The sequence below is a fragment of the Halobacillus sp. K22 genome, from assembly GCF_052246795.1.
In the GTDB taxonomy this organism is placed as follows: domain Bacteria; phylum Bacillota; class Bacilli; order Bacillales; family Halobacillaceae; genus Halobacillus.
Window position 1 is genome coordinate 86,138 of record NZ_JBQQCN010000012.1, and the last position, 13,977, is coordinate 100,114.

The 13,977-nt window shown below is 43.6% G+C and carries 14 protein-coding genes; 4 read left to right on the forward strand and 10 right to left on the reverse strand.

The features are described from left to right. Nucleotides 1-557: 557 nt before the first annotated feature. Both serA and ACTWPM_RS10645 read right to left on the reverse strand, forming a co-directional pair. Complete coding sequence (gene serA / locus ACTWPM_RS10640) at nt 558-2,141, reverse strand: phosphoglycerate dehydrogenase (protein ID WP_443133019.1); 1,584 nt, start codon at nt 2,139-2,141, stop codon at nt 558-560. Then, nucleotides 2,141-3,304: a pyridoxal-phosphate-dependent aminotransferase family protein gene (locus ACTWPM_RS10645; protein ID WP_443133020.1), complete on the reverse strand. Its 1,164-nt coding sequence runs from the start codon at nt 3,302-3,304 to the stop codon at nt 2,141-2,143. Before ACTWPM_RS10645 ends, serA begins: the two co-directional genes overlap by 1 nt. A gap of 241 nt (nt 3,305-3,545) precedes the next feature. Between ACTWPM_RS10645 and ACTWPM_RS10650 the strand changes: the two genes are divergently transcribed. Then, the gene (locus tag ACTWPM_RS10650) at nt 3,546-5,231 is read left to right on the forward strand and encodes a peptide ABC transporter substrate-binding protein (protein WP_443133021.1); all 1,686 of its coding nucleotides are present in this window, start codon (nt 3,546-3,548) and stop codon (nt 5,229-5,231) included. A gap of 134 nt (nt 5,232-5,365) precedes the next feature. Continuing rightward, nucleotides 5,366-5,992: a YczE/YyaS/YitT family protein gene (locus ACTWPM_RS10655; RefSeq protein ID WP_443133022.1), complete on the forward strand. Its 627-nt coding sequence runs from the start codon at nt 5,366-5,368 to the stop codon at nt 5,990-5,992. 17 nt (nt 5,993-6,009) lie between these two features. Here the strand turns inward: ACTWPM_RS10655 and hmpA are convergent, their stop codons facing one another. Beyond that, entirely contained in the window at nt 6,010-7,233 is a 1,224-nt protein-coding gene (gene hmpA / locus ACTWPM_RS10660) for an NO-inducible flavohemoprotein (RefSeq protein WP_443133023.1), read from the reverse strand. Between the two features lie 794 nt (nt 7,234-8,027). Between hmpA and ACTWPM_RS10665 the strand changes: the two genes are divergently transcribed. Then, a complete protein-coding gene (locus ACTWPM_RS10665) occupies nt 8,028-8,465 on the forward strand; it encodes an Rrf2 family transcriptional regulator (protein WP_443133024.1) in 438 nt (145 codons plus the stop codon). Nucleotides 8,466-8,519: 54 nt separating this feature from the next. Here ACTWPM_RS10665 and rpsR read toward each other — a convergent pair whose 3' ends face one another. The 7 genes from rpsR to ACTWPM_RS10700 form a co-directional block, all read right to left on the reverse strand. Then, complete coding sequence (gene rpsR, locus ACTWPM_RS10670) at nt 8,520-8,747, reverse strand: 30S ribosomal protein S18 (RefSeq protein ID WP_014645359.1); 228 nt, start codon at nt 8,745-8,747, stop codon at nt 8,520-8,522. A 22-nt stretch (nt 8,748-8,769) separates the two neighbouring features. Further along, nucleotides 8,770-9,270 (reverse strand): single-stranded DNA-binding protein, encoded by a 501-nt coding sequence (gene ssb, locus ACTWPM_RS10675; RefSeq protein ID WP_224894886.1) that lies wholly within the window; start codon nt 9,268-9,270, stop codon nt 8,770-8,772. A gap of 12 nt (nt 9,271-9,282) precedes the next feature. After that, entirely contained in the window at nt 9,283-9,576 is a 294-nt protein-coding gene (rpsF, locus tag ACTWPM_RS10680) for a 30S ribosomal protein S6 (RefSeq protein WP_014645361.1), read from the reverse strand. A 137-nt stretch (nt 9,577-9,713) separates the two neighbouring features. After that, nucleotides 9,714-10,811, reverse strand: a complete 1,098-nt coding sequence (gene ychF / locus ACTWPM_RS10685) for a redox-regulated ATPase YchF (RefSeq protein ID WP_443133025.1) — start codon at nt 10,809-10,811, stop codon at nt 9,714-9,716. Nucleotides 10,812-11,032: 221 nt separating this feature from the next. Further along, nucleotides 11,033-11,230: a DUF951 domain-containing protein gene (locus ACTWPM_RS10690; RefSeq protein ID WP_089750468.1), complete on the reverse strand. Its 198-nt coding sequence runs from the start codon at nt 11,228-11,230 to the stop codon at nt 11,033-11,035. A gap of 17 nt (nt 11,231-11,247) precedes the next feature. Continuing rightward, entirely contained in the window at nt 11,248-12,135 is an 888-nt protein-coding gene (locus ACTWPM_RS10695; RefSeq protein WP_443133045.1) for a mechanosensitive ion channel family protein, read from the reverse strand. Between the two features lie 68 nt (nt 12,136-12,203). After that, a complete protein-coding gene (locus ACTWPM_RS10700; RefSeq protein WP_443133026.1) occupies nt 12,204-13,223 on the reverse strand; it encodes a YkvI family membrane protein in 1,020 nt (339 codons plus the stop codon). Between the two features lie 89 nt (nt 13,224-13,312). Here ACTWPM_RS10700 and yyaC point away from each other — a divergent pair, with 89 nt between their 5' ends. Beyond that, nucleotides 13,313-13,933 (forward strand): spore protease YyaC, encoded by a 621-nt coding sequence (gene yyaC / locus ACTWPM_RS10705; RefSeq protein ID WP_443133027.1) that lies wholly within the window; start codon nt 13,313-13,315, stop codon nt 13,931-13,933. Nucleotides 13,934-13,977: the final 44 nt, after the last annotated feature.

A 13,977-nucleotide genomic window follows, 5' to 3' on the forward strand; every position in this document is an offset into this window, starting at 1 on the left:
AATTGGGCCCGTTACTAGAATGGAGGAAAGGGTTGGTGTGGAAATAACTCGCTTTCCTATGGGGGAACGGGCCCTTGGGAAAGAGAGTATCCTTTCCTCCTTAACCTGCCAAAAATGCTTATATAACAGGATATCCCGCATCGTTCTAGGCTAAAAAATGTATCCTCGCCCACGTGATTATTTCTTCTCAAGCTGGTAAAGAATGAAGCTTTTTCGAGCTTCTGATTTGGCAAGGTCCGGAGGGGGATGATGAAGAATCCTGAGGGATAAACGTGATCGGTGAGACCCCGGAGAGCGTTAGCTCGAGGAAGCTCAGCACATGGGATGTTCGACTAAGGTCGCCACGTCCTGTGGCAACGTCGAACGATCCTGCGTCGTGCAGGGCCGAGGAAAGCAAGCCGTTCCCTGGATCCCCTTTCTCCACTCAATATCTTGAATCTACGTCCTCCACAAACCGGCCTTATGAACAACTCGCTTAGAAAGAGTACCAACACTTTTCATACCTTTTTTTAATAAAATAATTCCCGGAGAGCAGGTCCCCGGGAATAGATTCTACCTTATAGAGTTAAGCACTGAACTTTATTAATATCCGTAATTTCTGCCAGTCGATCCTGACACTCCGACTCCACTTCTTTGTCCACTGTCAGAACCATAACAGCATCTCCGCCCTGATTGGTTCTTCCTACCTGCATGGTAGCAATGTTCATATTGTGCTCGGACAAGAGACTACCTACACGTCCGATGGCACCAGGCTGGTCTCGGTGATGGATAACAATTAAGTTTCCATCTGGAACCACGTCAATGGAGTATTGATCCAGCTGGACAATACGAGCTCCAAGACCATTTAACAAAGTACCTGCAATGCTTCGTTTTTCCTGATCGGTTTCAATTTCTACCGTAAGCAGGTTCGTAAACCCTTTGGTTGATGTCGACTTCTGTTCATTGATTACGATCCCTTTATCAGAGGCAGTTTTAAAAGCATTTACGTCATTCACACGCTGTCCGATGTGTCTGCGTAAAATTCCTTTAATCGCGATTCTCGTAAGCGGGGTCGTATCAACATCCGTCAATTCCCCTGAATAATACACACTTACGCGCTCAAGCGTTCCTTCTACCACACGGGATAAGAAAGCTCCCAGGCGTTCAGACAGCTTGAAATATGGGGAGAGCTGCTCCATCATTTCTGAAGAAACGGAAGGCATGTTGACAGGGTTCCTCACAGTTCCGCCTCTCAAATGCTCCATGACGTCGTAACTCACATCGGTAGCCACATTTTCCTGAGCCTCTATCGTGCTCGCACCGAGGTGCGGGGTAGCGATGACTTCTGTAAGAGAAAGAAGCGGATGCTCAGTTGCCGGCTCTTCTTCAAACACGTCAAGCGCCGCTCCGGCAATTTTTCCACTTTGAATAGCCTGATACAGAGCATCTTCATCAACAATTCCGCCGCGGGCACAGTTTAATATCCTGGCTCCAGGTTTCATGAGCTGGATAGCTTCACGATCAATTAAGTGTTTAGTTTCTTCCATTAAAGGTGTATGAACGGTTAGAAAGTCAGCCTGCTGCAGCACTTCCTGCAAAGTACCGTGGTCTACACCTGCTTTATCAGCTTTTTCCTGATTGAGAAATGGATCGTAAGCAATGACTTTCATTCTTTGTCCTTTAGCACGCTGAGCTACTTCTCGACCAATTCTGCCAAAGCCGACAACGCCGATCGTTTTATCTTTTAATTCAACGCCGACAAATTTCTTCCTATCCCAGCGTTTATTTTGTAATTGGTGGTAAGCCTGAGGGATATTGCGTGCAAGCGACATCAGCATGGCCATCGTATGTTCTGCTGTGGAAATGGTATTTCCATCAGGAGCATTAACAACCACTACCCCGTGTTCCGTTGCCGCATCCAGATCAATATTGTCCACGCCAACTCCAGCACGTCCAATCACCTGTAAGTTTTCGGCATGTTCAATCACTTCTCTGGTTACTTGCGTCTGGCTTCTGACAATAATAGCTTGAACAGACTTTACTGCCTCCAGAAGTTCTTCATGACTAAGAGAGGGGTCTGCAATGGCTTCTACATCCTCTGCATCCAGTAAAGGACGGATTCCTTCTTCACTTAAAGGGTCACAAATTAACACGCGGTACATTATTTTCCCTCCCTGGTGTGATTGAGATAAACTTCCTGTGCTGCTACAACTCCAGCCCCAGGTGTAAACTCATGATCTAATCGATTTAATATAACTTCCAGAATGCTTACATACTGAAGAACGTTGGCCGGACGGCAATATCCCATATGACCGATTCGGAAGATTTCACCTTTCATATGGTTCTGCCCGCCAGCTACCATAAGTCCGAATTCTTCATTCGCAAGCTTCCTGAATTGTTCAGCATCAAAAGTAGAAGGCTGAATAGAAGTAACAGTAGTAGAAGCACTCTCATCGTCCACTAATAATGGAAGATTAAGAGCTTTACAAGCCTCACGGGTCATATTTTTCATGAGTTGATGGCGCTCAAATACATGATCCAGACCTTCTTCTTCGATTAGATTTAAGACTTCCTCTAATCCGAATAGAAGAGATAAAGCCGGGGTAAAAGGAGTTTGACCATCGCTCAGCTTTTTCTTATATGTTCTTAGATCCAGATAAAAGCGTGGTCGGTCATTGGCATTAATTACCTCCCAGGCACGATCACTGACCGCTGCAAAAGCAAGACCTGGAGGGAGCATCATGGCTTTTTGAGATCCTGTCACTAAGAGATCGATTCCAGATTGATCCATCTCAATCTTAGCTCCTCCTATGGATGAAACCCCATCTACTAATACAAGAGCTTCACTGATCTCATTCACTTTCTCAGCCACTTTTTCGACTGGGTGCATAACTCCGGTAGAAGTTTCACAATGAGTCAGGAAGACTGCCTTCGTCTCAGGGTGAGCCTTTAGAGCTTCTTCCACTTGAGAAACTTGAACAGCATCTCCCCATTCCAGCTCAATCCGATGGACATTCAGTTCATAGGACTCACAGATTTGTGCAAAGCGCGCACCGAAAGAACCGGCAACCACAGCGATGACTTCATCCCCCGGCTTAGTCGTATTCACTACAGCTGATTCCAATGCAGACGTTCCACTTCCTGTTAGCAGAAGCACATCCTGAGAGGTACCAAAAATTGATTTCACGCGCGGAGTAATTCTGTTTATTAAATCTTTACATTTTTGTCCCCTATGACCAATCATTGGCTGGATCATAGCCCGATCGACACTTGGCGGAATCGGCGTCGGACCAGGGGTATGCAATAAATCCCATTCCCGGTTCATTTCTAGAACCACCCTTCTCATAAAATTCTATTCTCTTTTCCTATTATTAGTCGTTTGCTGATTAGAAAAAGAAATGATATTCCTTTATCCTATCAAAAGAATTAGTGTTGTCAATCTAATTTGAATTTTCAGTAATGATGCTTTTTCCTCAGTTTTTACAAAAAAATTACGTTGAAAAAATTCATAATTATCTGTATAATTCAAAAAGTACATATATTTGAAAAAATAGGGGGAGTTACACTTGAGAAAAAACCACAAAATCTGGTTGCTTTTCACACTTATGCTCATTTTTGTATTAGCAGCATGCAGCGGTGGAGGCGATGACAATTCATCAGAGTCTAGTGAAGGTGGAAATGACACAGAAGAAAGCTCAGAAGGTAATGCTTCAGGCGATCAAACCATAACCGTAACAGCAAAAAGTGAGATTCCAAGCATGGATCCTTCCTTAATTACAGATTCAGTCGGATTCCAATGGGCCGGCGAAACACTGGAGGGTCTTTACCGTCTAGATGAAAACAGTAACCTTACAGAAGGAATGGCTGAAGAAGGCACGGTAAGTGATGATGGCCTTACGTGGACATTTAAACTGCGTGATGCTAAGTGGTCCAACGGAGATGAAGTAACAGCCAATGATTTCGTCTATTCATGGAGACGAGCTGTTAACCCGGATACAGGTTCTGAATATGGACCGTACTTCCTTGGAGGCATCATTAAAAACGCTACTGCCGTCAGCAATGGCGAAGTGGAACCCGAAGAATTGGGTGTCAAAGCTGTAGATGATAAAACATTAGAAGTACAGCTTGAAAAACCTGTACCTTATTTCAAATCCATGACTGTATTTATTACATTTATGCCAATTAACCAAAGCTACGTAGAAGAAAAAGGCGAAGACTTCGCCACAGAAGCCGAACATACATTAGCCAACGGTCCATTCAAGATGACCGAGTGGAGTCACGGTGAAGGCTGGACAGTTGTGAAGAATGAAGATTACTGGGATGCTGAAACTGTTCAACTTGAAACCATAAACGCTAAAGTAATTAAAGAGGTTTCTACAGGGGTAAACCTTTATCAGTCTGGAGAAATCGATCAGACAGAACTTAATGCTGAATTTGTCGATCAGTATCGTAGTGACGAAGCTTTTGAAGTCGTGAAAAAACCATACTTGTACTTCTTTAAATTTAACCAGGAAGCCAATGAAGCCCTGGCAAATGTAGATGCACGTAAGGCAATTTCATTAGCGATTAACCGGGAAGATCTGGTAAATGAAATTTTAAATGATGGATCCGTTCCTGCAGAAGGATATGTGCCTTCTAATTTCGTATCTATGCCTAACAGCGATACAGGATACCGTGAGGCACAGGGCCCACTGGTAGAGACCAACAAAGAAAAAGCCAAAGAGCACTGGCAGAAAGCCCTTGAAGCTCTAGGTACAGATTCAGTTACCATTGAACTTCTTGGAGATGATACAGGAACCTCTAAGAAAACATTGGCTTATTACAAGAACCAGCTGGAAACCACACTTGATGGTTTAACCATTAATATAATGGAAGTACCATTTAAAGAACGTGTACGTCGTGATAGTGCTTCTGAATTCGAAATGGAAGCTGCGACCTGGGCACCTGACTATGTAGACCCGAACACTTACTTGAACATGTATGTGACCGACGGGCAGAACAATAATATGAACTATTCAAGTGAAGAATACGATTCTCTTATTGAAAAAGCCAACGGAGAATATGCACAGCAGCCGGAGAAACGTTTTGAAGCCTTCATGGAAGCAGAGAAATTACTTCTTGAAGAAGATCAAGCTGTAGCTCCAATTTATCAAGATGCTAAAGCTCAATTATTCAGACCAAACATTAAAGGGGTATTCACCACCTCTACCGGTCCTGAATTTGAATTCAAATGGGCTCACGTAGAAAATTAATCAGAATAGTGAAAAGGCCAGGAGACATGCCTCCTGGCCTTTTTTACGTGCAAATTTCTTGTAACTTGAGCTTCTGAGCGTTATAGTGACTAGCATCAAAACATCAAGTCGGATATTAAGAAGGGAGAGGGACTATGTTACGAATCTGGCAAAGAGGTTTATATTATTCTTTAGGAATTATTATCTTAACGTTAGGCATCGCCCTAACCATTGAATCACAACTAGGCACCTCTCCCTTTGATGCATTACTTGTGGGGTTATACCGGTCTTTTGGTCTGACCATCGGCAGCTGGGAAATCGTGGTCGGTCTCACGATTATTCTTTTCAATGCAGCCGCCCAGCGGAAACGTCCTGAACTATTGGCGCTTGCAACCTCACTTCTAACCGGTATAGGGATTGATCTATGGCTGTGGATCATCCGGTCAAACGACCTGATATTATCACCAAACCTTATGGCTCAAATTCTTTGTTTACTGACTGGTATTTTATTTGCCAGCTTAGGTATTGCCATCAATCTTCAGGCAGATTTTGCCCCAAATCCTTTTGACCGGATGATGCTGGTGGTCCGTAAGCTGACAGGGTGGACGATTACTACTTCACGTGTACTCATCAGTATCCTTTTGGTCATAGCCGCCGCTCTTTTTGGAGGTGCCATTGGAGTGGGGACCATTCTTATCACCCTTCTGAGCGGGCCAGCCATTCACGGATTTATGAATCTCGTAAACCGGCTTGACCAGAGACTTGCTCCAGCTGGCAGCTAATACCGGGTCAATAAAACTTACAGAACTCCCTGAGGGCCGAAGAATTCATAGTTAATGCTATCTTCTGATACATCCCAATCCTTCAGGGCCTGATTGACAGCCCTCATAAATCCTTCCGGACCGCAGAAATAAAACTCGCTGTCCTGAGGGACCGCTTCTTTTAACCAGGGAAGATCCACGTATCCTTCTTTATCAAACGATTGGTTCAGACGGTCATCCTCTGTCGGTTGAGCATAAATAATTTTTGTTACTGTGTTCTCTCCCATGGTCTGCATATCTTTCTTAAATGCGTGGACTGAGCCGTTTTGAGCCGCATGAATAAAATATACTTCCCGATCAGGCTGCATCTCGCGCACCGCTCTTCCCATACTCAGAATCGGGGTAAGCCCCACACCGCCGCTTAATAAAACAAGCGGTTTTTCTGTACGTTCATCCAGATAAAAATCTCCCGCTGGTGCACTGACAGGAATGATATCACCTTCGCTTACTTGTTTGTGCAGCCAGTTAGAAACGATCCCGTCCGGCACCTCTTCACCTGCTTCTTCTCTTTTCACACTAATCCGGTAGTACGGGTGGCCTGGAGCCTCCGACAAACTGTATTGACGTAAATGATCATAAGAGTCTCCTGGAATTTCAGCTTTAATCGTTAAGTATTGGCCAGGCTTATAATCGGCTAGCGGCTGGTCATCGACCGGCTGTAGATAAAAGGATGTAATGACATCGCTTTCTTCTTTCTTTTTAATCACTTTAAAATCACGGAATCCTGTCCAGCCACCTTCCTGACGACGTACATCCTTGTACATACCATCTTCTACTTTAATAAATACGTCAGCTATAACCCCGTAGGCTTCTCCCCATGCTTGTAATATTTCATCAGTCGCTGCATCTCCAAGTACATCTTTAATGGCTTTCAGCAAATACTCGCCTACAATTGGATAGTGTTCTGGCAAGACGTTCAAACTCCGGTGTTTTTCAGCGATCTGTTTAACCCTTGGGAGAATAGCTTCCAGATTTTCAATGTTCTTTGCTGCAGCATACACGGTATTGGCTAAGGCCCGAGGCTGGTCTCCTTTTCTTTGATGGGTCTGGTTAAAAATATTTTTCAATTCAGGATGATTCAGAAATAGCTGCTGATAAAAATGGGTAGTAATGGCCTCTCCATGTTCTTCTAACACAGGTACGGTTGATTTGATCACTTTAATCGTTTGGTCATTTAACAATTGGTTAGTTTGCGCAGTCATTAAAAATCCCTCCGTAAAAGATGTATTTATAATATATCTTTATTATACAGAAGAAAGGTGTATTATAAATACATCAATTATGACAATTCCGTTAATGTGCTAATAAAATCTGAAAATAAGACATAGGATTGGCTGCTGTGGTAAGATTAAAAAAATGCTCTGTTAAACGTTATTGTTGATTTTTTATTAAAAAGCCTTATTAAGCAATCGGGCCGTTTACTGTAAGACTCATTTTCGAGATCATTCAGGTCCGTCGCCGAAAAGTAGGATGAGGGCGGCTACGGAAACAACTCGCTTTCCTGCGGGGGAACTGGCAAGCCTCCTCGGTCGTTGACACTCCCTGTGGGGTCTCGCCTCGCTCCTTCTCCCGCGGGAGTCTCCTTGTTTCCTTCGCCACCCTATGATTGAAGAGTGAACGGAACCTTTCTGTATGCGATTGGGGTGTAGGATTCGGCTCAAATGCTTCTATAGTGGGAAGTAGCGACACATACACGCTCATGGTTATAATTTTATTTCCATCATAATCCGGAGCGTTTCAAGCATGATTTCGAGCTCCATATATCGCAAGGTCCGGAGGGGGACGATGTAGACTCCTGTGGGATAAACATGATCGGTGAGACCCCGGAAGTCGAAGACTGAGGAGGCTCAGCACATGCCCACGGAAAGCGAATTCGTCCCCCGGAGGACCTTCCTCATAACCAATTATCTCGAAACTGAGTCTTCCAGTATTGGGAGCTTAACTGTAAATCCACACGGAAATATACAGAACAAATAAGAAGAGTGAGGGTTGACCTATGCGTTTAAAAAAATATACAGATTATGCTCTGCGAGTATTAATTTTCACAGCTGCTAAGAGAGAAGGTCAGCTTGCCAATAAAAAAGAGATATCCGAGGTATTTAATATCTCTGAAAACCACTTAGGGAAAATCATTCACGAATTAAATAAATTAGAGCTTATTCATACGGTGCGGGGGCGTTCCGGCGGAATTAAGCTTGCTCATAAGCCTGAAGACATTAACATTGGAAAAGTTGTCCGTTCTATGGAGGATGACTTTTATTTACTGGAGTGCTTTGACTGCCAGACGAATGAATGTGTGATTACGCCTGCCTGTAAGCTTAGGCATGTCTTGAAAGATGCGCTGCAAGCTTTCTTTCAAGTTCTCGACGGTTATACTTTAGAAGATCTTGTCTCGAACCGCGATGAACTGCGCGCGCTTATGCAGCTTTCCTGAATAAAAAAAAACCGTGAAGTCTAAAATAGACTTCACGGTTTTTTATTAACGCTACTATTCAGTAGAGTAAGGCAATAGAGCCATAATACGAGCGCGCTTGATTGCTTTGGTCAATTTACGCTGATATTTAGCAGATGTTCCAGTTACTCGACGAGGAAGAATCTTTCCTCGGTCAGAAACGAAACGTCTTAGTAGATCAACATCTTTGTAATCGATGTGTGTAATTCCATTAGCTGTGAAGAAACACACCTTTTTACGTTTTCCGCGTCCACGACGTGCCATGTCGCATTCACCTCTTTCTTAATTAGAATGGTAAATCATCATCTGATATATCGATGGGCTCTCCATTATCTGCGAATGGGTCCTCATCTCGTTGATTGTTATTGTTGTTGTTGTTTGATCCGAAATTATTTCCAGATGGTTGTTGATTCTGATTTGCCTGGTATCCTGAGCCTCCACGATTACTTCCACCCTGGGAAGAACTTCCTTTGGATTCTAAGAATTGTACGCTATCTGCAACTACTTCCGTTACAAATACACGCTTGCCTTCCTGGTTGTCGAAGCTTCTGGACTGTAATCGTCCGTCAACTCCTACAAGACTGCCTTTATTCATAAAGTTGGCTAAGTTTTCTGCAGCACGTCTCCAGACCACGCAGTTAAGAAAATCTGCGTCCTGACCACCTTGATTATTAGAGAATGGTCGGTTCACCGCGATGGTGAAGTTGGCGACGGCCACTCCGTTTGGCGTATAGCGTAAATCAGGATCCTTCGTCAATCTGCCGACTAACACGACACGATTTAACATCAGAACCACTCCTTATTTGTCATCTTCGCGTACTGCGATGTGACGGATAATATCATCCGTGAACTTCGCTTGACGGTCGAATTCATTAATCGCTTCACGTGTACCGTTGAAGTCGACTGTTACATAGATACCATCACGGTAGTCGTTAATTTCATAAGCAAGACGACGCTTGCCGATTTCTTTAACTTCTTCTACCTCCGCGCCATTATCTTGAAGGATATTGCTGAAACGATCAATGATTCCTGTTTTAGCTTCCTCCTCGATATCTGGGCGGATGATATACATGATTTCGTATTTTCTACTCATCCGTTTTCACCTCCTTATGGACTTAACGGCTCCTATTCTTGACAGGAGCAAGGAGTAATCTTTTCTTAATTACTCACAATGTAGTATTATAACAAAGTTGTCCAAGAAATACAATACTAAAACGGAAGGATCCTCGCTTATACGTTAAAACGGAAGTGAATAACGTCGCCATCTCTCACTAAATACTCTTTGCCTTCTAAACGAACACGGCCACGGTCCCGTGCGACACCCATGGTGCCTGCATCCACCAGGTCTTCATACGAAACTGTCTCCGCACGAATGAAACCACGCTGGAAATCCGTGTGAATGACTCCAGCAGCCTGTGGAGCTGTCATTCCTTCTTTAAAGGTCCAGGCTCTTACTTCCTGCTCACCAGCCGTAAAGTAAGTGGCCAGCCCAAGAAGGTTGTACGTAGCTTTAATTAACTGATCAAGTCCAGATTCTTCAATACCAAGATCCTCAAGGAACTCTTCTTTTTCTTCTCCATCAAGCTCAGCAATCTCGGATTCAATTTTTGCACAGACAACAATAACTTCTGCATTCTCTTTTGCTGCAAATTCACGGATTTGTTTAACCTTGTCATTATCCTCCTGGCCAATTTCATCCTCACTGACATTCGCCACATAGAGGATGGGCTTTGAAGTGAGTAAATGAAGGCCTTTCACGATTTTTTCCTGATCATCACTGAATTCAACAGCGCGAGCCGGGGTTTCTTCCTCTAATGATTCTTTTAGTTTCTCAAGAACCGTGTATTCCGCTACAGCATCCTTATCTTTTTGACGAGCCATCTTAGCTACTCTGTCCATTCGTTTGGAAACTGTTTCGAGGTCGGCAAGGATTAACTCCAGGTTGATCGTTTCAATGTCAGTGATAGGATCGACTTCCCCTGATACGTGCGTCACGTTATCGTCTTCGAATGCACGGACTACGTGGCAGATCGCGTCGACCTGGCGGATATGGGATAAGAACTGGTTACCAAGTCCTTCACCTTTACTTGCCCCTTTCACAATGCCGGCAATATCGGTAAATTCAAAAGCGGTAGGGACGGTTTTCTTCGGTTTAACAAGCTCGGTCAGCTTCTCCAGCCTACTGTCCGGTACTTCCACGATTCCTACGTTCGGATCTATTGTGGCAAACGGATAGTTGGCCGACAGAGCTCCTGCTTGTGTAATTGCGTTAAATAGCGTAGATTTCCCTACGTTCGGTAAACCTACGATTCCTGCTGTTAGTGCCATATAAGACTTTCACTCCTTAAGGATTTACATACATGCATGCTAGTCATATCAATTATAGATACTGTGTCTGAAAATAACAACCTGTGGAAAAGCAAAATGAGAGGCGTCTTCCTTCGTGTTTTTTAAATTCATTCTATCCATTTTCCAGGTTTGATTAAACTTTCCACTCTAAAATTAAAAAGCTCACCTATTTCAGGGAGCTTTTAAAGGGAGAAATGGATTTACTGTTCAGATGGTTCCAGCTTTTTCTTCATTTTAGATTCAAACTTTTTCCTCGGGATCAGAACACTGTGGCCGCAGCCTTCACACTTAATGCGGATATCTGCTCCCATACGGATGATTTTCCAGCGGTTTTCCCCGCACGGATGAGGTTTCTTCATTTGAACGACATCATTCAATTCATAATTTTTGTCTGCCATGGAGTTCCCTCCTATTTTTACTCATTAACTTCCTGTAAAGCTTTATCATCTTCACGGGAATACATAACCATACGCGGAAATGGAATTTCAATTCCTTTTTCGTCTAGACGGGTTTTTACTTCTTTCCGGATTGCACGAGCCATTGCCCAATGTTCCATTGGCTGGGTATCTGCGATAATCCTCATGACAACATCGGAAGCACCTAAAGTTTGTACCCCTAGAAGTTCAGGTACATCGAGCATCGCTTCATAACGAGCTGGCAGCTCTTTCATCAGATCCAAAATCACTTGTTCGGCGGCTGCAATGTCTTCTTCGTACGCAATACTTACGTCCACCACTGCGACACTATTATGGATGGAAAAGTTCGTAACCTGTGTGACATTTCCATTAGGCAGGATGTGAACCTCACCTGTCCAAGATTTGACTTTACACGTGCGGATTCCTACCTCTTCGACAAATCCTTCGACCCCGGATGTGCGAATATAATCACCTACAGAAAACTGATCTTCAAAAATGATGAAGAATCCGGAAATGATATCACGAACCAGGTTCTGGGCTCCAAAACCGATCGCGAGACCGGCAATTCCTGCACCTGCGAGCAAAGCGCCTACATCCAAAGTAAAAGCTTCAAGTATCATAATAAACGAGACAAAATACACCACATACGTCAAAGCGTTGATCACCAATTTTTTTAATGTAGCTTCCCGGCGCTGGGTAATTTTAAAAGGTCCCCGCCGCCGATTTTCAAAAAACTGCGAGATCACTCGCTTTCCTATGCGGATCACTAAAAACGAGATTAACAGTATAAAGATGATTTTCAGGGATCCTATAGCTAGAGCAGTCCATAATTCAGGCCCTGTCACATAAGCTACTGCTTCCTCCCATCTGGTTAAAGCTTCCTGCACAGCTTCGTCCGCTTTCAACGCTTCCCCTCCTGTACGACTATGAATATGAAATTCATTTTAACAGGTTTTCAGCGAATTTTGAATCGCGAACGTAAAGGATAAAAAAGAAGGGAGAAAAGGACATATAAATTTAGGATTCCATAAAGGGGATACAAGTACTCCACCAGCGTGGAAAATCCGAACGATGTAAATGGAAGCATAACAGCAACAGTTGCCAACGCCACAATCCAAAGAGGCTGTTTTAAATAGGTGCGGAAGCGCGTGGCAAGCCCAAGCGTACCTGATACTGCCGTAGTGAAAATGGCAATCCAGAGCATGACGGACATAAACAACATCATCTCGTACGGATAATGTTTCAAAATGGCGAATAAAGGTATTTCATAGAGCAGAATCTCATCTGAAATCTCTATTAGACTTTGATTATAAAGATAGGATATGACCCCTAGAATAATACCGCTCCCTGCGCTGGCAATCCATATTTCGCCCTTATGCTTCACCTGATTCCCTATTGCCCCAAGCACGGCAATCAAAGGAAGGATATTGAGAGCAGTGAAAGGAAAAGCAGACATCCAATTTGTTATCTCATGAAGGTGACCGAACAGCTCGAGCTGCTGATCATTAATAAAAACAATCAAAACAAAGACTAGACCGGTAATTAATAATGGAAGCACGACACTGTTTACAGTAACGATTCCTTTGACATCCCATACAAACAAAAGAATTAGTGGAACGACAAGTGCCATGACTCCGAAGCGGTAGGAGAAATGAAAGGCCTGCCAGGTGGCTCCGCTTCCTGCCAGCATGATGATAGTCATCGTAAACAGATAAATGATGATCATCCAATCATAGATTCCTGTTAAATGCTTTCCAACAATCGCCCGCAGAACAGGTAAATAATCGCCGCTCTGCTTCTTAAAGCTGATCTTCATAATTACGGCACAACACAGAATGAACATGATGGAAAACAAAAAGATAGCCAAGCTGCTGTCCTGTCCAAAAAATTGCCATAGCTCTCTTCCTGAAGCATATCCCGCCCCAATCATCGTTCCTACAATTAAAAACATCCACTTAATCCCAGCTTTTATCATGAACGATCCTCCACCTCTATGTATTTGCCACGTATAGAACGACGGACAACCTTATATACTGTTACTACTATGTGTGTGGAGGAGAAGCTATGAATTTTAAAGACAAGTTCTCAAAGGAAGAAAGACGTCTCAAGACAGAAGATCCTGAAATGAGTGAGACCCTTAGTTTGCATTTGAAAGAATGGCTGCCCCCTTCTAAAAACATCGTCATTGCCTGTATAGGAACGGACCGATCGACAGGTGATGCATTCGGCCCTCTGGTGGGCTCGATGCTAAAGCAGCAACCTCTCCAGACCTTTCATCTCTATGGAACACTGGAAGAACCGCTGCATGCCCTTAATTTAATTGAAAAAATAAGCCGGATTAAACGAAAGCACAACCACCCCTTTATCCTGGCGGTAGATGCGTGCTTAGGTAAGTCAACCTCCGTAGGTTCTGTGGTGCTCGGAAAAGGCTCCATTTGCCCTGGATCCGCTTTAAAGAAAGAACTGCCGCCTATAGGAGACCTACACATTAGCGGGATGGTCAACGTCAGTGGATTCATGGAACATGTCGTGTTACAAAACACCCGTCTTCATACGGTGATGCAAATGGCAGCTAAAGTTGCAGCAGGTATTCAACTATCCGATGCTAAACGTGTAAAACAAACAATGGAGGCTGCACCTTTTTTCAAAGGAACCATCAACCGACTGCCTAAAACAATGAAGTGACGGTTTGTTCATCCAAATAAAAAGGCTACTCATAAGCCTTATCA